The following is a 20743-nucleotide window of genomic DNA, read 5'->3' on the forward strand; positions in this document are numbered from 1 at the left end:
AAAAAAGTGGAGGAAAAAGATGGCTGATAAATTGGTTATTGTTGAGTCTCCCGCGAAGGCAAATACTATCGGGAAGTTCTTGGGTAAAGGATATAAGATAGTTGCTTCTGTCGGACACGTGAGAGATCTTCCCAAAAGTCAGATGGGGGTCGATATAGAAAATGATTTTGCTCCCAAGTACATTACAATAAGAGGAAAAGGCGAAATAATTTCAAAACTTAAAAAGGAAGCAAAAAACGCAAACACCATATATCTTGCAACCGACCCTGACCGTGAGGGGGAGGCTATTTCATGGCATTTGGCTAATTTGCTTAACATAGATCAAAAAGAAAAATGCAGGGTAACATTTAATGAGATAACCAAAAATGCTGTTAAGAACGCCATAAAGTCACCCAGAGAAATCAACATGGACCTGGTTGATGCCCAGCAGGCAAGAAGGGTGCTGGACAGAATTGTGGGATACAAGATAAGCCCGCTGCTTTGGAAAAAGGTTAAAAAAGGATTGAGTGCAGGAAGGGTTCAGTCGGTTGCAACAAGGCTTATATGCGACAGAGAGGAAGAAATTGAAAAGTTTGTACCAGAGGAATACTGGACTATTACTGCGAAGCTTTTAAAGGAAGGAGTAAAGACTTCTTTTGACGCTAAATTCTACGGCTTGGGCAATAAAAAGAGTGAACTTACGAGTGAAGAGGAAGTCAAAAAAATTTTAGATGACATAAAAGATGCAGTGTTTGTGGCGCAGAAAGTTAAAAAAGGTGAGAAAAAGAAAAATCCGAACGCACCGTTTACCACCAGTACAATGCAGCAGGAAGCCTCCAGAAAGCTGGGTTTTTCGACTAAAAAGACTATGATAGTGGCGCAGCAGCTGTATGAAGGAATTGAAGTTAAGGGTGTTGGCGCAGTGGGTCTTGTTACCTATATTCGTACAGATTCCACAAGAGTATCTGAAGAGGCGCAAAACCAAGCTGCAGAGTATATAAAAGAAAAGTTTGGAGAGAGTTATCTTCCAAAAGAAAGGAATATCTATAAAAATAAATCAGCCTCCCAGGATGCCCATGAGTGCATCAGGCCAACATCGGTTGAAATGGATCCGGAGTCTGTAAAAGAATCGTTGTCCAAGGAACAATACCGTTTGTATAAGCTTATATGGGATAGATTTGTAGCCAGCCAGATGGCACCGGCGGTATATGACACTATAAATGCTGATATTGAAGCCGGAAAATATCTTTTTAAGGCAAGCGGTTCCACTGTTAAGTTCCCGGGATTTACGGTCCTGTATCAGGAGGGCAAGGATGAAGAGTCGGAAGAAGGAGAAATCATTATTCCCGAGCTTACAGAAGGAGAAAACTTAAAGCAGAAAAAGATTGAACCGAAGCAGCATTTTACACAGCCGCCTCCAAGATATACGGAAGCAAGTCTGGTTAAGGCTTTAGAGGAAAAAGGCATAGGAAGACCGAGTACTTATGCTCCTACTATTACAACTATTTTAGCCCGGGGTTATATAGTAAAGGAAGGAAAAACATTAATTCCTACCGAACTTGGCAAAATAGTAACGGATATTATGAAAAACTATTTTCAGGATATTGTTGATGTTGAATTTACCGCTCAGATGGAGAAAAAACTTGATGAAGTTGAAGAAGGCGAAAAAAAATGGGTAGATGTAATGAAAAACTTCTATTCACAGTTTGTCAATGTCCTTAAGGATGCGGAAGAAAAGATAGGAAATATTGAAATTCCCGATGAGGTAACAAATGAAATTTGCGAGAAATGCGGAAGAAATATGGTAATCAAGATGGGCAAAAACGGAAGATTTCTGGCTTGTCCGGGTTTTCCGGAGTGCAGAAACGCCAAGCCTATTTTGGAGGATGCCGGTGTTACCTGTCCTAAATGCGGCGGCAAGGTATATATTAAGAAGACAAGAAAAGGAAGGAAATATCTTGGGTGTGAGAACAACAACGGTGATCCTAAATGTGATTTTATGACTTGGGATATGCCGTCAAAGGAAAGTTGCCCAAATTGCGGGAGTTTTCTGCTTAAAAAATATTCCGGCAAAAAGGTGCAGCTAAGATGCAGCAATGAAAACTGTGATTTTGCAAAAACAGATGGAAAACAGGAAGAAGAGGAATAGTATGGCTGATTATATAAATGTAATAGGAGCAGGACTTGCAGGATGCGAGGCAGCATGGCAGATTGCGAAAAGAGGAATAAAAGTAAAGCTTTTTGAAATGAAGCCGAAAAAATATTCTCCGGCACATCATATGGATACTTTTGCAGAGCTGGTTTGCAGCAATTCTCTGCGTTCAAACCAGTTGGAAAATGCGGTAGGGCTTTTAAAAGAAGAAATGAGGCTTTTGGACTCCATAATTATGAAATGTGCAGACAATGTCCAAGTACCTGCCGGAGGAGCTTTGGCGGTGGATAGAAGCAAGTTTTCTCAAATGGTGACGGAGCTTATTAAGCAAAACGAAAATATAGAAATAATAAACGAAGAGGTAGAGAAGCTTCCGAAGGAAGGGATAACAATCGTTGCTACCGGTCCCCTTACATCCGAAAGTTTGTCAAAGCACTTGGCAGATTTTATCGGAGAGGGCTATCTTCATTTTTTTGATGCTGCCGCTCCTATTGTTACTTTCGAGTCAATAGACATGAGCAAGGCATTTAAGGCTGCACGCTATGGAAGGGGGACGGATGATTATATAAACTGTCCCATGAATAAGGATGAGTACGACAATTTCTGGAATGAGTTGGTAAATGCAGAACTTGCAGAAGTAAAGGACTTTGACCGTGAAGTGGTTTTTGAAGGATGCATGCCGGTTGAAACCATGGCCAAAAGAGGAATTGATACTTTAAGGTTCGGTCCTTTAAAACCTGTGGGGCTTACTGACCCCAATACCGGAAAAGAACCCTATGCGGTTGTTCAGTTGAGGCAGGACAACAGCGAAGGAACTATGTATAATATAGTAGGTTTTCAAACCAGACTTAAGTGGCCGGAGCAAAAAAGGTGTTTAGATTGATACCGGGACTTGAGAATGCTGAATTTGTAAGGTATGGTGTAATGCACAGAAATACTTTTATAAATTCGCCAATGCTTTTGGATGCCGCATACAGCCTTAAAAAAGGCTTCTAATATCTATTTTGCCGGACAGATTACCGGTGTGGAAGGATATGTGGAATCGGCATCTTCAGGCATGATAGCGGGTATTAATGCTTCTATGGATTTTCTGGGAAGAGAACGGGTCATATTTCCGAGAAGTACTGCAATAGGGCTTTAAGCCATTATATTTCCGATAAAAGTGTGAAGGATTTTCAACCCATGAATGTGAATTTCGGAATTATGGAAAGCCTTCCGCTTAAAATACGGGATAAAAGAAAAAGAAATTATGAGACGGCAATGAGGGCTTTAGACAATTTGAAAGAATATGTTTCAAGGTATTTGGAAAAATAAAATTATTTAGCAATAAAAAATTATTATGATAATTTTATATTAAAATAGTTGTTTTTTTATAAGTTGTGATAATATCATTATAAGCAATGGTATTTTATGTATTAGTCAAGTTTTGGCAGTTCTTTTTTGATTTTCTTTATTTAATCTTTATAGGGTTCAAGAGTATTTTTTGTACATGTGTATGTTTATTTTCCGCAAAAATCCGATAAAAATAATTGGAAGTATTCCTGTGTGATTATATGGTTAATAATACCGTTGTAACTGAAACAATTGATGCAGGAAAATATATTTATATGTCGAATTATACTGAGAAGTATTTTGTTCTTATTTGAAAGCAAAGTGAAAATACATAGGAGGTGTATCCAATGCTAAGCAGAATTCTTACAGGAACGAATGTACTTGAAAAATCGTTGGATGCAGCATTGTTACGAAACGAAGCTATTTCACAGAACATAGCGAATGTTGACACCCCGGGTTATAAAAGAAAGACAGTTGCTTTCGAGGAGTATTTGAATAATGCAAGAGGAAGCATTAAAGGTATAAGGACACGGCCGGAACATATACCGGTAGGTGCCAGAGATGTTATGGATGTAGACATTAAGGTTTCTGAGGATAAAAGTGCAGTTTCAATGAGACTTGATGAAAATAATGTCGATATTGAAGATGAAATGGCACAAATGGCGAAAAATACTATTAAATATTATCTGATCACACAAAGAATCAGCGGTGATTTCAATAAGATCAAGTCTGTCATTAAAGAAGGGAGATAATAAATTATGGGATATTTCAGTTCTCTTGATATAAGCGCATCTGCTCTTACTGCCCAAAGACTCAGGATGGATACAATCTCACAGAATATTGCAAATGCAAATACTACAAGGACAGAAAACGGACAGCCCTATAGAAGAAAGACGGTGCTGTTTGAGGAAAAAACTTCTCAAGCTTCATTTTCCGAATATTTAGCAAATAGCAGTAAAGGAAAGTCGGCAGGCGGAGGAGTAAGGGTTACCGGAATAGTGGAAGACAGATCTCCGTTTAAAAGAGTATATGATCCCGGACATCCGGATGCGGATGAAGAGGTTATGTTTTAATGCCAAATGTTGATGTTGTTACGGAAATGGTGAATATGATTTCTGCAACAAGGGCATATGAAGCAAATATAACATCTATTAACACTACAAAGGGTATGGCGATGAAGGCGCTGGAAATCGGAAGATAACCCGATGAAATAAAAGCTCTTATGGCGTAATGTTATGTAACCGAAATTTAAGATGTGGAAATTCGATGACGTTATTTAAGGAGGATATTATGGCTGTAAATAGTATTGATTTAATATCTCCTGCAGTATCAAGAATTGATTATACGGTGGGTAAAAAGAATGAAAGTATTGAGGAATCCTTTGGCGATTATTTGAAGAACGCCATAAAGCAGGTAGATGAACTTGAAAAACAGTCAAAAGCTATTACCGAGGATTTTGTAGCGGGTAAAACCGACAATATTCATGAGGTTATGATTGCTGCGCAAAAAGCAGATATAGCTCTTCAATTTACATTGCAAATCAGGAATAAAATTTTAGATGCTTATAATGAAATAATGAGAATGCAGATTTAAGCAGTGAATATTTTTATGTGTGCACTTCTATACAGGTTGCGTAAATGTCACAAAAGATGATAACCGTTGACTAAGGTGGTGGATTCATGCCAGAGGTACTATCAAGAATGCAGCAGCAGGTGACTGACTTTTGGAAAAACCTTGACAAGTCACAAAAAACAAGACTTCTCGTAACTTCCGGTATTTTGGTAATTGTACTTACACTCGCCATAGTAATGCTTACAAGGACTACATACGTCCCTCTCATTACAGTTGAAGATCCGGAAAGCATTTCTGCAATCGAAGAAGCTCTTAAAGAAAAAAATATAAAATATAAGCATGGAGAGGGGAAGCGTATTCTTGTTGACTCAAAGGACAAGAATAAAGCTGAGTTTGCTCTTGCATCCACAGGCCTCACTGAGACAGGGATGACCTTTGAGGATGCCTGGAGCCTCCTAAAAGTAAGTTCTTCCGAGAGTGATAAAAAGCAGCTATGGCAGAATTTTAAGAAAAACAGTCTTATTGCGAAACTCAAGATGTTTGATAATGTAAAAGATGCTGATGTCGAGCTTACGATACCGGAAGACTCTATGTTTTTCATTGAGAAAAAGAGTGAGGCAAAAGCATCTGTAAGGATAAACCCTAAAGGAGAAATAACTCCTGAACAGGTTGAAGGAATTGTCATGGTAGTTGCCTCGTCTATAGAAGGATTGGATCCCAAAAATGTAACGGTTGTAGACAATAATTTTAATATATTGAATCAGGATTTGTCAGATGGCATGAATATACCCTCTAGCCAGTACAAACTTAAGCTCCGTATAAAAGAAGAACTCGAGAAGAATATAAAAAATCTGTATTCCGGCCGTTCGGACAGCTACGATTTTATAAGCGTTGCTGTAAATCCGGTTTTAGATTTGGATAAAGTCACAAAAAACAGAAAAGAAATTGAAAAGCCTACCGGATTGGATGAGGCAATAGTCAGTGAAGAAAGAAAGACAGAGGAGCTTATAAACGGAAATCAAAACGGTGCACCGGGGATGGATGCCAATCCGGGAACCGGAGAGGTCCCGACTTACCCCATAGACGGAGGGGGAAACTCTTCTTATGAAAGCAAGTCTGAAATAATTAACAGAATATTTACCGAGACATTGACGGCGGAAGAAAAAGCCATAGGGACAATGAATTTTAAAGAGTCATCAATGACTGTTGCCCTGTGGTATGGAAATAGAGTTTCCGATGACAGCAAGTTGACAGATGAATTTATAGAGCAGTTTAAACAAGGTTTGAGTAATGCTACAGGAATTCCTGTTGCAAAAATAACGGTTAACAAGCAAAAACTGGCACCTTTGGAAGAAGTAGTAGTGCCAATGTCCGACAGAGTAAAACAGTTTATAGATGATTATGGTTTCTTTGCACTATTGATTATATTAATAATTGCACTAATGATTTCAGTAATGCCTAGAAAGAAAGAGACGCCGCAACTGGCACCGGAACTTGCTACAGCAGGTGGTCCTAATCTTAATGCACTTGAAGAAGATGAATTGCCTGAAATAAGCTTTGAAGAGCAATCCGAAATTAAGAAGCAGATTGAGAATTTTGTAAAACAAAAGCCAGAGTCAGTTGCACAACTTCTTAGAAATTGGCTGTCTGAAGACTGGGATTAACAGGTTTTGACGACTTGTCACAAAAGAACAACAGGTTTAGGGGGTATTATTGTGGCTCGAGGTGGAGCAGCAAAAACAGAACTATCCGGAAAAGAAAAAGCAGCAATGTTATTAATTGCTCTTGGGCCTGAGAGATCGGCAGAAATTTTCAAACACCTGAAAGATGATGAAATTGAGCAGTTAACCCTTGAAATTGCAAATATCAGAACAGTAAGCCCCGAAGATAAGGAAAAGGTGTTGGAGGAATTCTACCAGATATGTCTTGCACAGAATTATATTGCCGAGGGTGGTATAAGCTATGCAAAGGAAATACTCGAGAAGGCTCTGGGCACTCAAAAGGCACTGGATGTTTTAAACAAGCTGACAGTGTCCCTTCAGGTCAGACCTTTTGACTTTGTAAGGAAGGCAGACCCTTCACAGCTTATAAACTTTATACAAAATGAGCATCCTCAGACAATAGCATTGATTTTGTCATATTTGAAACCTCAGCAGTCATCAATTGTATTGTCTGCACTTCCTCAGGAAAAACAGGCAGATGTTGCAAGGAGAATAGCAACGATGGACAGGACATCCCCTGAGGTAATAAAAGAGGTTGAGCGGGTACTTGAGAAAAAGCTTTCGTCCATTGTTACCGAAGACTTTACTGCAGCCGGTGGTGTACAGGCAATTGTTGATATTTTGAATAACGTTGACAGAGGAACCGAAAAATACATTATGGAAACTCTGGAAGTTGAAGATACCGATCTTGCCGAAGAAATCAAGAAAAGAATGTTTGTATTCGAAGATATACTTACTCTGGACAATCGTTCCATTCAAAGGTTCCTGCGTGAAGTTGACAACAATCAGCTTGCCATTGCTCTTAAAGGAACTAAAGAGGAAGTTCAGAGCAAGATTTTCGCCAATATGTCCAAGCGTATGGCTGAAATGGTGAAAGAGGATATGGAATTTATGGGTCCTGTAAGAATTAAGGATGTTGATGAGGCTCAGCAGAAGATTGTTAATGTCATTAGAAAGCTCGAAGACGCCGGAGAGATTGTAATCTCCAGAGGCGGAGGAGATGATGTAATTGTATAGCAATAAAATATTTAAGAGTAGTCAAATAAATATTGGAATTCCCGTTCAGATCAAAGTTCCTATTAATTATCAGAACATTAAAAGGGTTAAAGAATCGGAAATCGATTTTGATTCCTGTATAAATGAAAAGTCTGAGATTTTCGGCAAAAAGTGTGAAAATGAAAAGGTTGTTAATGAAAAGGAAATTTTGGAAAAAGCCGAAAAAGAGGCAGAGGAAATAATCAAACAAGCCGAGCTTGAGGCTGCCAAAATATTGGAGGAAGCTCGGGAAAAGGGAATGCAGTTAATAGCCGAAATAGAGGAAGACAGTAGGCAAAGAGGATTTGAAAAGGGATATGAAGAAGCCAAAAATCAGTATGAGGATTTGCTGCAGGAGGCAGAGTTAATCAGAGAAAATGCATTGAAGGAATATAAGGAAACGCTTCAAGGCATTGAAAAGGATGCAATGAATGTTATTCTGGACATTTCCAGAAAAGTTATCGGTACTGAGATCAGCATGAACAAAGATAAACTTTTGGAAATGATTGCACAGGCATTTGAAAGATGTTCTAACAGGGAAAGCATAACGCTGAAGGTTTCTTTGGCGGACTATGATTTTATAGTTGAAAACAAAGATAGGATTCTTTCGACGGTTGAAGGAATAGGACAGCTTGAAATTGTAAAGGATCAAGCATTAAAGCTAGGGGCGTTGATATTGGAAACACCTTACGGAAGTGTAGATGCCGGAATGGATACTAAACTTAAAAAGATTGAAGAAGCATTTTTCAAGGTATTGGCAAGTCGAAAATAATTTACATTTCACGCATAAAACAATCAATCTGGAATGGGGAAGCTTTATGGCGGCCATTGATTTTTCAAAATACTATGATGTCTTGGATAATAAGGATTTTATTGAGTATACCGGAAAAGTCTCCAAGGTTGTAGGATTGACAATCGAATCCAACGGCCCCGAGGTTAATATTGGAGAAATCTGCAAGATAAATGCGTTAAGGGAAAATAAAATTATATCTGCAGAAGTGGTGGGGTTTCGGGATAACAAGGTGCTACTCATGCCCTTAGGAGACATGAACGGAATAGGTCCCGGAAGCAAAGTGGTGGCAACAAGGGATTATTTGTCAGTGGGAGTCGGCAGTGCACTTATCGGAAGAGTAATTGACGGAACAGGAAGGCCCATTGACGGCAAGGGTGCGATTGTTACCGAGAATACGTATCCCGTTGACAATAAACCGCCGCATCCCCTTCAAAGGAATAGAATCAAAGATCCTTTGCCCTTGGGGGTAAAAACTATAGATGGTCTTTTAACTGTGGGCAAGGGTCAGAGAATAGGTATTTTTGCAGGAAGCGGCGTGGGAAAGAGTACCTTAATCGGTATGATTGCGAGAAATACAAAGGCAGATGTTAATGTAATTGCCTTATTGGAGAAAGAGGAAGAGAAGTAAGGGAGTTTATTGAAAAGGACCTAAAAGAGGAAGGTTTAAAAAGGTCCGTGGTGGTGGTTGCAACTTCCGACCAGCCTGCCCTTATCCGGCTTAAAGGGGCCCTTATGGCAACAGCTATAGCAGAGTACTTCAGAGATCAGGGAAAAGACGTACTTTTGTTGATGGATTCCCTTACGAGGTTTGCCATGGCACAGAGGGAAATTGGGCTCTCAATTGGTGAACCGCCGGTTTCAAGAGGTTATACTCCTTCAGTGTTTTCTGTAATGCCAAAGCTCCTCGAAAGAGCTGGGAATTCTCAATCGGGATCGATTACCGGACTGTATACCGTATTGGTTGACGGTGATGACCTGACTGAACCTGTAACGGATACCGCCAGAGGAATTCTTGACGGGCATATTGTTTTGTCCAGGAATCTGGCAAACAAAAACCAGTATCCTGCAATTGATGTTTTGGCAAGTGTAAGCAGGGTTATGCCGGACATAGTAACCGATGAACATAAAGAGATTGCAAACAATATTAAAAAGACCATGGCGGTATACAGAGAGGCTGAGGACTTGATTAATGTCGGTGCTTATGCCAGAGGAAGCAATAAAAAAATTGACTATGCCATTGAGGTAATTGACAAGATACTGGAGTTTATTGAACAGGGTGTCCATGACCGATACTCTTATGACGAGACAATAAATTTGATGAAAAGTGTGTTGTTTTGATAGCATAGGTGAGCAGGGCGGGTGATGATTGTGGAAAGTTTGTTTTCAGAATGCAGACTCTGCTGAACCTGAAAATTCAAATAGAAAACGGTCTTAAAAATGATCTGGGAAGAGCAGTCCAGGAATTGGAGAGGCAAAAGGATATATTAAACAGGCTCAATAAAGAGATGGATGAATATGTCCACAGCGTAAACAGCAAGTCCTGGGAAGGCATATCGGTAGGAGAGCTTCGAGAGTACAATACGTATATATCTTATCTTAGTAACAGGGTAAAGCTTCAAAAAGAAAATATTAAGAAGGCACAGCTAGTTGTCGATAAATATAGAGATAAGCTGATTAAAGCCATGCAGGAGCGAAAAGTGCTTGAAAAGCTTAGGGAAAAGAAGTTTGAAGAGTATTTAAAAGACCAAGTTAAGGAAGAGCAAAAGCTCAATGACGAGATTGTAAGCTTTAATATAAGCAATTCGGAAGAGTAGTAGTAAGTAGTTAATTACATTAAACAATACTATAAATAATGCTATTGGGAGAGAGACATGGCAAAAGAAAAGATTCAAGAAACTATTAAAAACCCTGAAGCGCAAGGAAGCGGAACTGAGAAAAAGGAAGTTAAAAGAAGTGGTTTTCTGTTTGGGCTGCTTGTGCTGTTGGTAACACTGATTGTTATAGTTAGTGTTGTCGGAGGGGTTTTTTCATTATTATCAGGAACAATGTAAACGGACTTGCGGAAAAATACAGAAACAATATTAAAGATATTCCTGTTCTTAAAATGGCTTTACCTCCTCCTCCGGCGGAATATGATCCCCTTGATCCGAAGAATCTCAAAATAGAAGAACTGATTGAAAAATACAACCAGTTCCGAAAGGAAAACAGCGAGCTTGCAAAGAAGCTTGAGGAGACGGAAAAAGCTTTTGAAGAGCTTAAGAAATCTCAGACCGATTTTGAGGCATTGAGGAATGAAAATGAGAAGATAAAAGGGGAAATGGAAGCTAAAAGGGCTAAATATGAAGAGGAGCTTAGAAAAGCAGAGGAGCTTATGGTGCAAGAAGATAAAGAGGGATTTAAGGAATTCTATGAAAATATGAACGAGGAACTGGCCCAAAGCCTTTATGAAAAGATACTCAGTGAAGAAAAAGCTGATCAAAAGGCAAAGGAATTTGCCCAGTTATATGAAAAAATGGACACCAAAGCTTCTGCGAAAATATTTGAGGAGCTGGGCGATTCACAACTGGACTTGGTTGCCTATACATTAAAAAATATGAAGAAAGATGTGGCTGCCGAAATTATATCGGAAATGAGTAAAAACTATGCGGCAAAGGTCACAGAAAAGCTTTCAAAGGTATATGGAGTTGAATTTGACAAATAGAAACTTTTCATATATTTGCACAATTATCGAAAGGAGGTGAAAAAATGATAACTCAAAATCTAATTCCTGACTTTATTTCAAAGATGAATATGTCCAAAGAGGTGCAAAAGCCGTCCGACGTGAGAAAAAGCTCGTCATCGCAGTTTAAGGATACTCTTAACCTGGCTGTTGAGAAGTCGAATGAGAGACAAAGCAGCAGTTATAAAAATGCAATGGATATAAGAGGCAGGGACTATCAAAATCTGCAAAGCAAAATCTCTCAGGATGCATTGGAAGCAAAGGAAAAAAGGGTCGACAGAAGCAAGCCTTTTGAAAAAGCATCCAATAAAATGACATCTAGAACACAGGACAAGGCAGAACGCACAACTTCCCCGAAGGAAAAATCCATTGAAGGCGAAATCGAAAATGATAAAAAGCTAAAGGAAAAGGCTATGGTGAAAGCTCTTTCAGAAGTTCTTGGAATAAGTTCTAAAGAGTTGGAAAGGCTCATGGCACAATTGGAATAAACCTTGGAGACATTAGCAGTGAAGTTGGAGCCGAAATAGCCGCTAGTAAAATTTCCGAATATCTTGGTTTAAGCTCTGATGAGGAAATGACCTTGTCAAAGATAGTAACTCTTGTCCAAAAGGAAGTTGAACAGGCTTTCATGGGTAAGGGGGCCGAAGTTGATGCCGTAGAATACAGCATGAATAATGAAAGCACACAAAACGGCATGGAGTTTGAAAATGCAGAATCAGAGTTGGCGGAGGATGCATCGGTGCTAAAAAATAAACTGGGTATTTCCGAAGCTTTAAAGGAAATAAAAGACAAACTCGATGAAGAACCTGACGGTTTTATAAGACAGATTGCTGCTAAAGTTGTAGAAGTGTTGGAAGAGGATAAAAACGCAGCCGGATTGAAAGCAATGGACACAAATGATGAGAGTATTGAAGAGGTTGTCTTAAAGACCGGCGCAGAAGACAGCAGCAATATCAGAGAGGTTAAATCCTCTTCGGATGAGAAAGGCAATGCCGGCACGGAAGAGAGGCTGGCAAAGAAGCATCGTCTATGGCTTCAAAGGGTATTGAGCCGGAATTTGCTGCAAGAAACAGTAACGACGGACAGTTTGAAGCAGTTTCAAACTCAAGCATTCAAAAAGCAACAGGTCAGGCTGAAGTGGAAAAAGTCCAAAATACTATCCCTATCACAAAGAAGGAAATAGTTCAGCAGGTGGTTGAAAAGGCGAAAGTGGTATTAAGCGGTGATAAAAGTGAAATGGTCATTGACTTAAAGCCGGAACACCTTGGCAAACTGGAATTAAAATTGTTACTGAAAGAGGTATGGTTATTGCCAAATTTGTTGCAGAGAATGAGCAGGTAAAAGCAGCTTTGGAATCAAACATGAATATGCTCAAGGAGTCCTTGGAAAAGCAAGGCTTTTCGGTAGAAGGATTTAGTGTCACAGTCGGGGACAACAAAAGGCGGGAAGACGGCAGAGACGAAATGAATAAGGGAACTGCTAACCAAAGGATTTCCAACGAAAAACTGCAGGTTTCGGATGTGGCCGGCGTTGAAAGGATGCAGAAGATTCATCAAAGCATCAATCCATACGGTTATGAGGGCAGCAGTATTAATTTAACGGCATAGCAAGGAGGAATCATAATGGCAATAGATGCTGTAAGTCATCAAAAGACCATTCAGGAGATCATCGATAGTACCGCAAACAAGTCAAATCAAAGGAAGACCGGAGAACTGGGCAAAGATGAGTTTTTAAACCTCCTCATAACACAGCTTCAATATCAAGACCCTTTAAATCCGGTGGACGACAAAGAGTTTATCAGTCAGATGGCGCAGTTCAGTGCCTTAGAGCAAATGCAGAACCTTAATACAAGCTTTTCTGCTACAAAGGCTTTTGGCATGATAGGAAAATACATAACTGCCAATAAGACTAACGGCAGCAGTTCAGAGGCCAGCTTTGTGGAGGGCATTGTACGCAGCGTGAAAATGGAAGGCGGAAAAACCCTTTTGGTAGTCGATGGTTTGGATATTCCGGTGGAAAATGTGCTTACTGTTTCGGAAGAATATGGACAGTTCAGTAGTTCTAATATATCCCAATATACCGGAATTATTGGCTATGAAGTAAAGGGAAGTGTTTATGATCCTGCTACCGGAGATATTATCGGAGTAAGCGGAATTGTAAAAGAAATTCAAAGAGGTGTTTATGAAAACTATGCCGTAATGGATGGCGTAAAGGTAACAATAGCTGCAGTAGACACTAAAGTAAATTCGGCGGATCCGAACTTTAAAAAGGATTACCTTGAGGAAAACATAGGCAAAAAAGTTTCTCTGGTAATTACCGATGCATACGGTTACGGACTTCAGGTTCCCGTTACCGGAATTCTTAGAGATTTCAATATAGCACCTGACGGTAAAATCACCGGAGTTTTGGATGAGGTATATGTACCTGTGGACAGTATCAGCAATATAAAGAGACCGTCTGCAAATTCAATCGTGGATGACGGTACGGAAAAGAACCCTCAGGTTGAAGAACCTCAAGACGGAGAACCTCAAAATGAAGAACCCGGTAATGTATAGGGCCTAAAACGTCGGAGGGAATATGACATCATAGGTAGGTGAGGTGATAGTGTGATTATTAATAATAATTTTTATACCAATATTGGTAAGATTAATGGAAGTCGCGGAACAATATCAACCGGCAAGCCTGAAAGAAAGGTGCAGGAAAGTTTGAGGATATTTTAAAGAGCAAGGTAAATGAAAATTGCCAGTTAAAATTCTCAAAACATGCCGAAATGAGACTTCAAGCAAGAAACATTAATCTTACGGATGCCCAAAAGGAAAAGATATCAAAAGCCGTACAGAAGGCGGAAGAAAAAGGAGTAAAGGACTCCTTGGTGCTGATAGATGATATTGCCTTCGTTGTAAACGTACGGAACAGGACAGTTATTACCGCAGTAAACAGTAATGAGCTAAAAGAAAACGTATTCACAAACATCGACGGAGCTGTATTTGCATAATACTTTTAAAGAAAATGGAAGAAATATACGATACAGTATTTGATGCCAAACTTGTGGCCGGACCCTTCAGGGAGGCTACCTATTCCGGACTGACAGAAGGAATAGAACGATGCAGCAACAGTTGATAATTATACTTGACCGTAGAAGAAGGAGGTCGTTTATTATGATGAGATCCATGTTTTCCGGAGTTTCAGGACTCCAGGCGCACCAGACAAAGATGGACGTTATAGGAAACAATGTAGCTAACGTGAATACTGTAGGTTTTAAATCAAGCAGAGTAACGTTTCAGGAAGTTTTCAGTCAGACTTTAAAGGGTGCCGGTTCTCCTGATACAACTACCGGAAGAGGAGGCACGAACCCTATGCAGGTAGGTTTGGGTTTGGGGGTTGCGACCATTGATACCCTTATGACCCGCGGAAGTGTTCAAAGAACCGATAATCCTACCGACCTTGCAATCGAGGGAGACGGCTTCTTTATTGTAAAAGGCGGAACTGCCGATACCTTTAAGTTTACAAGGGCAGGTAACTTTGGTATAGACAAGCTGGGAAACCTTGTAACAGGAAGCGGAATGAATGTTTACGGTTGGCAGGCTTATACAAAGCAGGCTGACGGAACCTATAAATTTGATACCGAAAGTCAAATTGAACCGATAAATCTTTATTCGGATGACGTCAATAAGAATAAAAGAATGATCGCAGCAAAAGCAACTACTTATGCCATGTTTGAAGGAAATCTGGATGCATCCTATGCAATTTATACCAGTGCAGCATCCGGTGCATCTTCCGTTTCGACTGTAAATAACAATAAGTTTACAATGCCTTTAACGGTATATGATTCCTTGGGAAACAGCTACAAAATAAATGTGAGCTTCTGGAAAACCGCTGTTACAGGCGGAGCCACCGAGTGGACATGGCAGGTTGATTCGGGTAATGGAGTTACGGCTTCGGGAGCTACCGGGTCTATACTGTTTGATACCGAGGGACAGGTAATTGAGAGTTCGGCAGTTACTCCCAGCATAACAATTATACCGGCCAGTAGTGTAGGAACACAAAATATCAATGTGAAGCTTGACTTTTCAAGACTTACAATGTATGCGGCAGACAGTTCTGCAAAGCCTACCAATGTAGACGGATACCCGGCAGGTTCGCTTGTAACCTTCAGTATCGGTTCTGACGGAATGATTACCGGTATTTACAGCAACGGTCAGCAGCAACCGTTGGGACTTATAGCCCTGGCGAGTTTGACAACCCGGCCGGCCTTCAAAAGGTTGGAGAGAATATGTATATTCCGACTACCAACTCCGAGAGTTCAAAAAAGGTGCCAAGGCAGGAACGGAAGGCGTAGGAACTTTGAATCCCGGTACATTGGAAATGTCCAATGTAGACCTGTCAAAAGAGTTTACGGAAATGATTATAACTCAGAGAGGATTCCAGGCAAACAGCAGAATAATAACAACTTCCGATGAAATGCTTCAGGAACTTGTTAACCTTAAAAGATAGCATATAGGATGATGGGGGTGTATGGCGGTTTGTCAGGCATACACTCCCGGATATAATAAGTTGACGTAATGTGTGAGCGTTAGAAAGAAAAATGACGGATGATGTATTTTGACGTAAAATAATCGAAAAAAACGTAATATTTTCATAAAAAATATTAATTTTCTATTGAGTTTTTGAGGTAAAAATATTATGATTAAATTAACGAAGCTAAATGGTAAGGCCTTTATTTTAAACAGTGATTTAATTGAATTTATTGAACAGACTCCGGACACAATTATTTCAACAACTACAGGGAAAAAAATAGTTGTTGTCGAAAGTGTTGAAGAAGTAGTCGAAAAAGTGTTACAATATAAAAGAAAAATCTTTCTTTTTAAAGACTTGTTTATCAATCAAGACCGATAACATTCTAACGCTCTTCACTTTTTTAATTATAAATAGCAATGCCTGTTTTTACATCTATTCCAAAGATAAGGGGGCATAGAATTTGGAGCGTAAAAGTAGCTTTTTTGTTCTCATTGGTGTAGTTGCATTTCTATCGTTAGCCCTTACATTATTGACAGCATATATCTTCTTCGTGCAGGGAGGTAGGGCTGAAGGGCCGAATTCAGCAAGTAAAGTGGTTGTTACACCCAAAGACAAAGACTTGCTGAAGGTTAAGCTGTTTGAAGAAAAGACTCCGTTCAATCTTAAAAGTACAGATCCTAAAAAAATATCTGTAATTGTTGTCAATGTTGAGCTGTCCTATTTTACAAAGGTTAAAGGCATTTCCGATACTACAGCCAAGGTAGAGTCAAATAAAAGCAAGCTTCAGGAAATTGTCGGTACATACTTCCAATCATTGACTCTTGAGGAGGTTATGAAATCCGATGCAAAGGAAAAAGCCAGGGCAGATCTCACAAAGATGATGAATGAGCAATTACTGTCAAATGAAAATATAAATTCAGACATTATATATACCGTTGTGTTTGATCAGTGGTTTTACCAGTAGGGGGTGCTTAACTTGGGAGATATTTTGTCTCAAAATGAAATTGACGATTTACTAAAAGCCCTTAATACAGGTGAATTAGACGTCCAGCAGATCAGTTCAAAGATCGAGGAGAGGAAGGTAAAAACCCACGATTTTAGAAGACCCAGTAAATTTGCCAAGGATCACATTAGGACTTTAAATGTTATCCACGACAACTATGCAAGACTTATTACAAACTTCCTTTCCGGATATTTGAGGACTCTTGTTCAAGTAGAGGTTATTTCTGTTGAGCCAATAGCTTATTATGAATTCAACAACTCAATATCAAATCCTGCAGTGCTTGCGGTTGTCGATTTTGCTCCGCTGACAGGCTCGATCATCCTTGAAATGGCACCGCCTGTTGCTTATGCATTAATTGACAGGATTCTCGGCGGAAAAGGCTTGCCGATGGAAAGAATGAGGGAATTTACAGAAGTAGAGATTGCCATTATCGAAAGAATTATCATTCAGCTTGTAAACCTTATGAGAGAGCCGTGGGAAAACGTAGTGGAATTGAAACCAAGGCTTGAGAAAATTGAGACCAACGCCCAGTTTGCACAGATAGTCTCGGCCAATGAGACAGTGGCATTGATTACTTTAGGTGCAAAAATTGGCGAGGTTGAAGGAATGATAAACCTTTGTGTTCCTCATATTGTAGTAGAACCGATAGTGTCAAAGTTAAATACGAAGTTTTGGTTCTCCAGTGTTGAAAAAGAGGCAACAAAGGAAGCGAAAGAAGCTATTGAGAAGAAAATTGAGCATACAAGAGTACCTGTTAGAGCAATATTGGGAAGAACAACGATTCAAGTGGCTGAGTTTCTTGAACTGCAGCCGGGAGACGTAATACCTCTGGATTCAAATGTTAACGGAAATCTTGAGGTATTGGTGGGAGACTTGCTGAAATTCCGTGGTTCTCCTGGAGTTAAGAAAAACAGGAACGCAGTCAAAATAACCGAAGTAATAAGAAGGAGGATGAGTAGCATGGAGGATATGTTGTCTCAGGCTGAAATAGATGCTTTGTTAAATGGCGGCTCATCAGAGGTGGATAAAGAAAACAATAAAGGTGATGACCTTACGAATCAGGAAATTGATGCATTGGGTGAAATAGGCAACATAAGCATGGGTACTTCTGCTACTACTCTTAATTCGCTGTTAGGTCAAAGAGTGGTCATAACAACTCCCAAGGTAACGATATGTTCATGGGATGAATTGGCAGGTGAGTACCAAAGTTCTTATGTGGCTGTGAAAGTAGAATATACTGAAGGACTTGACGGTATGAACCTTCTTCTTCTAAAGGAAGATGATGCAAAGGTGATTACCGATTTAATGATGGGCGGAGACGGTAGCAATAAAGATGGTGAATTAACGGATTTGCACTTAAGTGCAATCAGTGAAGCCATGAATCAGATGATTGGTTCTGCAGCTACCTCAATGTCTTCAATGTTTAACAAGAAGATAGATATTTCACCGCCGAAAGCATTTCCCATGACTTTAAACGATGCTGTTCCCGAGACTGAATTTCCAAGGGATGAAAAGATAGTAAGGGTTGCATTTAAAATGGTTATCGGAGAATTAATTGACAGTCAAATTATGCAGCTTCTTCCTATCGATTTGCAAGAAAAATGGTTAATAATATTATGAATTCAAAAGACATTGATGAACAAGTGATTGAAGAGGTGGCAGCATCAGCTGTTCATACACCTGTTCCCGAACAGCAAAGTGAGCAGAATTATCAAGTACAGCAGCAACAGTACCAGCAACCGCCTCAGCAGTATCAGCAACCTCCTCAGCAACAGTATCAGCAGTATTACCAGCCGTATGAGCAACCGGCACGGCAGAACGAGGCTTATCGCAACCCGATAAATGTACAGCCTGCACAGTTTGAGGCCTTTGATGACGGTTCGAGAATCTCGATTGATAAGAAGAATATCGGACTTATTATGGATGTACCGCTTCAGGTCACAGTTGAGCTTGGACGAACCAATAAACTCATTAAAGATATTTTGGAATTCAGCCCGGGTTCAATAATTGAACTTGACAAGCTTGCCGGGGAACCTGTGGATATTTTGGTAAACGGAAAAGTAATTGCCACAGGAGAAGTTGTGGTTATAGATGAGAGTTTTGGAGTCAGGATTACAGATATACTTCATCCGTCCAAAAGACTTTAGATGAATTAAGTTATTAAATTATGTTTTCATTTTTATCAGTTTGGCAATGGAATAGACTATAATTTAAGGAGAGGGTAACAATGGGAAAAAGGATTCTTATAGTCGACGATGCTGCGTTTATGAGAATGATGATAAAAGACATTCTCACAAAAAACGGGTATGAGGTTGCAGGAGAAGCAGAAAACGGAGCCCGGGCAATTGACAAGTATAAGGAACTGAATCCTGATTTGGTAATTATGGATATTACTATGCCTGAAGTAGACGGTATAGCAGCTGTAAGGGAAATCAAAAAAATCAATTCCGATTCCAAAATTATTATGTGTTCTGCTATGGGGCAGCAGGCTATGGTTATTGAGTCCATTCAGGCAGGGGCAAGGGACTTTATAGTAAAACCTTTCCAGGCTGAAAGAGTGGTTGAGGCAGTTAAAAAAGTTCTCGGATAGTTTCTGCTAATTAAAAACATAGAGACGGCAACCTTGGGAAAGGGAGTATAATATGCAGACTTTTATTAGTGCTGTTATGTTTACTATTGTTTTTGGTTCTGTACTCTTTTTGGCATATGTTACTACAAAATTTATTGGAGCCAAAACAAACGGGATTATTAAAGGAAAATATATAAAAGTAATTGAAACGGTCAATCTTGGGCTTGACAGTAAGCTGCACCTTGTAAAAGCAGGAGAGGAGTTTGTGTTAATATCGACTTGCGGGAAAAATGTCCAAATTTTGACCAAGGTACAATTGGATGAGTATTCTTCCGATGAAACGGAAGAGAGTGATAATAGCTTTAATTTCAAAGAATTTTTCAATAAATATGTTCAGGGCTTTTCAAAGAATCGGGAAGGTACATCTTTTTTCAAATCGGAAAGTGGTGAGAGGGGCAAAACCGGAAATTCACCGGTATTTAATTCAAATCTGAACCGCTTGAGAAAAATTACAGCAAATATTGCAAGTTACAAGACAGTAGATGGAGAGGAATATACCAATGAAAACTAGGCTAAAATATCTTGGGATTGCTTTATTGATAATATCGGTATTTATGTTAATAACATCAAGCGTTTATGCAGAGCCTGACACAATAGCTCTGCCAAAACTAGGCTTTACGGTGGAATCTTCCGATGATCCCCAGGATGTTTCAACCACTATTCAGATAATTGTGCTTTTGACAGTTTTGACATTGGCTCCATCGATATTAATTATGATGACAAGTTTTGTCAGAATAATTATTGTGCTTTCCTTTTTCAGAAATGCGATTGGAACGCAACAAATGCCGCCGAATCAAGTATTGATTGGGCTAGCTTTGTTTTTAACCCTGTTTATCATGAGACCTGTATTGACAGAGATAAATGATACTGCTTTCAAACCTTATTCAAATCAGGAAATTACTCAGGAAGTTGCGCTGGAGAGGTCTTCAGACATTATTAAAAGGTTTATGTTGAAACATACATCGAAAAATGACCTTGGTCTTTTCGTATCGCTGTCCGGTATGGAAACACCCATAAAAGAAGAAGATATTCCCAAACTTCCGTTAACAATAATTATTCCGGCATTTCTAATAAGTGAGCTGACAGTAGCTTTTAAAATAGGATTTTTAATATATATTCCTTTTTTGGTAATTGATATGGTGGTTTCAAGTACCCTTATGTCTATGGGTATGATGATGCTTCCTCCTGTAATGATATCCCTTCCTTTTAAGATTTTGCTTTTCATCATGGTGGGAGGATGGAATCTTTTGACACAGATGATAGTAAACAGTTTTGTTACGTAAATGGCTT

General features: G+C 39.4%; 19 protein-coding genes and 7 pseudogenes. All 26 read left to right on the plus strand.

The genetic code is table 11. The features are described from left to right. The first annotated feature begins 19 nt into the window (after nucleotides 1-19). The 26 genes and pseudogenes from topA to fliP all read left to right on the plus strand — a co-directional run bounded on the left by topA (nucleotide 20) and on the right by fliP (nucleotide 20736). Nucleotides 20-2128: a type I DNA topoisomerase gene (gene topA / locus JCM21531_RS08740; protein WP_038289162.1), complete on the plus strand. Its 2109-nt coding sequence runs from the start codon at nucleotides 20-22 to the stop codon at nucleotides 2126-2128. Between the two features lies 1 nt (nucleotide 2129). Beyond that, a pseudogene (gene trmFO, locus JCM21531_RS08745) lies at nucleotides 2130-3445 on the plus strand (methylenetetrahydrofolate--tRNA-(uracil(54)-C(5))-methyltransferase (FADH(2)-oxidizing) TrmFO). 365 nt (nucleotides 3446-3810) lie between these two features. Then, nucleotides 3811-4215 carry a flagellar basal body rod protein FlgB gene (flgB, locus tag JCM21531_RS08750; protein WP_038289111.1) on the plus strand — a complete coding sequence of 135 codons (405 nt, stop codon included), beginning with the start codon at nucleotides 3811-3813 and terminating at the stop codon, nucleotides 4213-4215. 6 nt (nucleotides 4216-4221) lie between these two features. Continuing rightward, nucleotides 4222-4664, plus strand: a pseudogene (gene flgC, locus JCM21531_RS08755) (flagellar basal body rod protein FlgC). An 89-nt stretch (nucleotides 4665-4753) separates the two neighbouring features. Then, entirely contained in the window at nucleotides 4754-5056 is a 303-nt protein-coding gene (fliE, locus tag JCM21531_RS08760; protein ID WP_038289112.1) for a flagellar hook-basal body complex protein FliE, read from the plus strand. Between the two features lie 86 nt (nucleotides 5057-5142). Next, nucleotides 5143-6699 (plus strand): flagellar basal-body MS-ring/collar protein FliF, encoded by a 1557-nt coding sequence (fliF, locus tag JCM21531_RS08765; RefSeq protein WP_038289114.1) that lies wholly within the window; start codon nucleotides 5143-5145, stop codon nucleotides 6697-6699. Nucleotides 6700-6750: 51 nt separating this feature from the next. Continuing rightward, nucleotides 6751-7773 (plus strand): flagellar motor switch protein FliG, encoded by a 1023-nt coding sequence (gene fliG / locus JCM21531_RS08770; RefSeq protein WP_038289116.1) that lies wholly within the window; start codon nucleotides 6751-6753, stop codon nucleotides 7771-7773. Further along, a complete protein-coding gene (locus tag JCM21531_RS08775; RefSeq protein ID WP_038289118.1) occupies nucleotides 7766-8563 on the plus strand; it encodes a FliH/SctL family protein in 798 nt (265 codons plus the stop codon). Before fliG ends, JCM21531_RS08775 begins: the two co-directional genes overlap by 8 nt. Nucleotides 8564-8609: 46 nt before the next feature. Next, nucleotides 8610-9922, plus strand: a pseudogene (fliI, locus tag JCM21531_RS08780) (flagellar protein export ATPase FliI). A gap of 50 nt (nucleotides 9923-9972) precedes the next feature. Continuing rightward, nucleotides 9973-10398: a flagellar export protein FliJ gene (fliJ, locus tag JCM21531_RS08785; protein WP_038289119.1), complete on the plus strand. Its 426-nt coding sequence runs from the start codon at nucleotides 9973-9975 to the stop codon at nucleotides 10396-10398. A 57-nt stretch (nucleotides 10399-10455) separates the two neighbouring features. Next, nucleotides 10456-10635, plus strand: a complete 180-nt coding sequence (locus tag JCM21531_RS21505) for a hypothetical protein (RefSeq protein WP_243467458.1) — start codon at nucleotides 10456-10458, stop codon at nucleotides 10633-10635. Between the two features lie 53 nt (nucleotides 10636-10688). Then, complete coding sequence (locus JCM21531_RS08790) at nucleotides 10689-11285, plus strand: MotE family protein (RefSeq protein ID WP_243467459.1); 597 nt, start codon at nucleotides 10689-10691, stop codon at nucleotides 11283-11285. Nucleotides 11286-11329: 44 nt separating this feature from the next. Beyond that, nucleotides 11330-11791 carry a hypothetical protein gene (locus JCM21531_RS21510; RefSeq protein WP_243467460.1) on the plus strand — a complete coding sequence of 154 codons (462 nt, stop codon included), beginning with the start codon at nucleotides 11330-11332 and terminating at the stop codon, nucleotides 11789-11791. 92 nt (nucleotides 11792-11883) lie between these two features. Continuing rightward, a complete protein-coding gene (locus JCM21531_RS21515; protein ID WP_243467461.1) occupies nucleotides 11884-12486 on the plus strand; it encodes a hypothetical protein in 603 nt (200 codons plus the stop codon). Between the two features lie 8 nt (nucleotides 12487-12494). Further along, nucleotides 12495-12644 carry a hypothetical protein gene (locus tag JCM21531_RS21520; RefSeq protein ID WP_243467462.1) on the plus strand — a complete coding sequence of 50 codons (150 nt, stop codon included), beginning with the start codon at nucleotides 12495-12497 and terminating at the stop codon, nucleotides 12642-12644. Further along, a complete protein-coding gene (locus tag JCM21531_RS21525) occupies nucleotides 12605-12910 on the plus strand; it encodes a flagellar hook-length control protein FliK (protein WP_243467463.1) in 306 nt (101 codons plus the stop codon). The genes JCM21531_RS21520 and JCM21531_RS21525 overlap by 40 nt, the downstream gene beginning before the upstream one ends. 15 nt (nucleotides 12911-12925) lie before the next feature. Further along, complete coding sequence (locus JCM21531_RS08800) at nucleotides 12926-13858, plus strand: flagellar hook capping FlgD N-terminal domain-containing protein (RefSeq protein ID WP_038289121.1); 933 nt, start codon at nucleotides 12926-12928, stop codon at nucleotides 13856-13858. Nucleotides 13859-13909: 51 nt separating this feature from the next. Then, a pseudogene (locus JCM21531_RS08805) lies at nucleotides 13910-14298 on the plus strand (TIGR02530 family flagellar biosynthesis protein). Nucleotides 14299-14461: 163 nt separating this feature from the next. Next, nucleotides 14462-15797 (plus strand): annotated as a pseudogene (locus JCM21531_RS08810) (flagellar hook protein FlgE). Between the two features lie 189 nt (nucleotides 15798-15986). Beyond that, nucleotides 15987-16199 (plus strand): flagellar FlbD family protein, encoded by a 213-nt coding sequence (locus JCM21531_RS08815; RefSeq protein ID WP_038289123.1) that lies wholly within the window; start codon nucleotides 15987-15989, stop codon nucleotides 16197-16199. Between the two features lie 82 nt (nucleotides 16200-16281). Then, nucleotides 16282-16785: a flagellar basal body-associated FliL family protein gene (locus tag JCM21531_RS08820; RefSeq protein WP_038289124.1), complete on the plus strand. Its 504-nt coding sequence runs from the start codon at nucleotides 16282-16284 to the stop codon at nucleotides 16783-16785. A gap of 12 nt (nucleotides 16786-16797) precedes the next feature. Further along, nucleotides 16798-17772 (plus strand): annotated as a pseudogene (gene fliM / locus JCM21531_RS08825) (flagellar motor switch protein FliM); the annotation flags it as partial. 12 nt (nucleotides 17773-17784) lie between these two features. Then, nucleotides 17785-18971 (plus strand): annotated as a pseudogene (gene fliY, locus JCM21531_RS08830) (flagellar motor switch phosphatase FliY). 80 nt (nucleotides 18972-19051) lie between these two features. Beyond that, nucleotides 19052-19414 (plus strand): response regulator, encoded by a 363-nt coding sequence (locus JCM21531_RS08835; protein ID WP_038289126.1) that lies wholly within the window; start codon nucleotides 19052-19054, stop codon nucleotides 19412-19414. Between the two features lie 52 nt (nucleotides 19415-19466). Beyond that, on the plus strand, nucleotides 19467-19964 hold the full coding sequence (locus tag JCM21531_RS08840) for a flagellar biosynthetic protein FliO (protein WP_038289127.1): 498 nt from the start codon (nucleotides 19467-19469) through the stop codon (nucleotides 19962-19964). Next, nucleotides 19954-20736 carry a flagellar type III secretion system pore protein FliP gene (fliP, locus tag JCM21531_RS08845; protein WP_038289130.1) on the plus strand — a complete coding sequence of 261 codons (783 nt, stop codon included), beginning with the start codon at nucleotides 19954-19956 and terminating at the stop codon, nucleotides 20734-20736. Before JCM21531_RS08840 ends, fliP begins: the two co-directional genes overlap by 11 nt. The last annotated feature ends 7 nt before the right edge of the window (nucleotides 20737-20743 follow it).

The sequence above is a fragment of the Acetivibrio straminisolvens JCM 21531 genome (assembly GCF_000521465.1).
In the GTDB taxonomy this organism is placed as follows: Bacteria; Bacillota; Clostridia; order Acetivibrionales; family Acetivibrionaceae; genus Hungateiclostridium; species Hungateiclostridium straminisolvens.

Excerpts from the sequence above, each read along its gene's own strand:
- topA (WP_038289162.1), top strand. The coding sequence starts at position 20 with ATGGCTGATAAATTGGTTATTGTTGAGTCTCCCGCGAAGGCAAATACT.
- flgB (WP_038289111.1), top strand. The coding sequence starts at position 3,811 with ATGCTAAGCAGAATTCTTACAGGAACGAATGTACTTGAAAAATCGTTG.
- fliE (WP_038289112.1), top strand. The coding sequence starts at position 4,754 with ATGGCTGTAAATAGTATTGATTTAATATCTCCTGCAGTATCAAGAATT.
- fliF (WP_038289114.1), top strand. The coding sequence starts at position 5,143 with ATGCCAGAGGTACTATCAAGAATGCAGCAGCAGGTGACTGACTTTTGG.
- fliJ (WP_038289119.1), top strand. The coding sequence starts at position 9,973 with ATGCAGACTCTGCTGAACCTGAAAATTCAAATAGAAAACGGTCTTAAA.
- JCM21531_RS21505 (WP_243467458.1), top strand. The coding sequence starts at position 10,456 with ATGGCAAAAGAAAAGATTCAAGAAACTATTAAAAACCCTGAAGCGCAA.
- JCM21531_RS08790 (WP_243467459.1), top strand. The coding sequence starts at position 10,689 with ATGGCTTTACCTCCTCCTCCGGCGGAATATGATCCCCTTGATCCGAAG.
- JCM21531_RS21510 (WP_243467460.1), top strand. The coding sequence starts at position 11,330 with ATGATAACTCAAAATCTAATTCCTGACTTTATTTCAAAGATGAATATG.
- JCM21531_RS21525 (WP_243467463.1), top strand. The coding sequence starts at position 12,605 with ATGGTTATTGCCAAATTTGTTGCAGAGAATGAGCAGGTAAAAGCAGCT.
- JCM21531_RS08800 (WP_038289121.1), top strand. The coding sequence starts at position 12,926 with ATGGCAATAGATGCTGTAAGTCATCAAAAGACCATTCAGGAGATCATC.
- JCM21531_RS08815 (WP_038289123.1), top strand. The coding sequence starts at position 15,987 with ATGATTAAATTAACGAAGCTAAATGGTAAGGCCTTTATTTTAAACAGT.
- JCM21531_RS08835 (WP_038289126.1), top strand. The coding sequence starts at position 19,052 with ATGGGAAAAAGGATTCTTATAGTCGACGATGCTGCGTTTATGAGAATG.
- JCM21531_RS08840 (WP_038289127.1), top strand. The coding sequence starts at position 19,467 with ATGCAGACTTTTATTAGTGCTGTTATGTTTACTATTGTTTTTGGTTCT.
- fliP (WP_038289130.1), top strand. The coding sequence starts at position 19,954 with ATGAAAACTAGGCTAAAATATCTTGGGATTGCTTTATTGATAATATCG.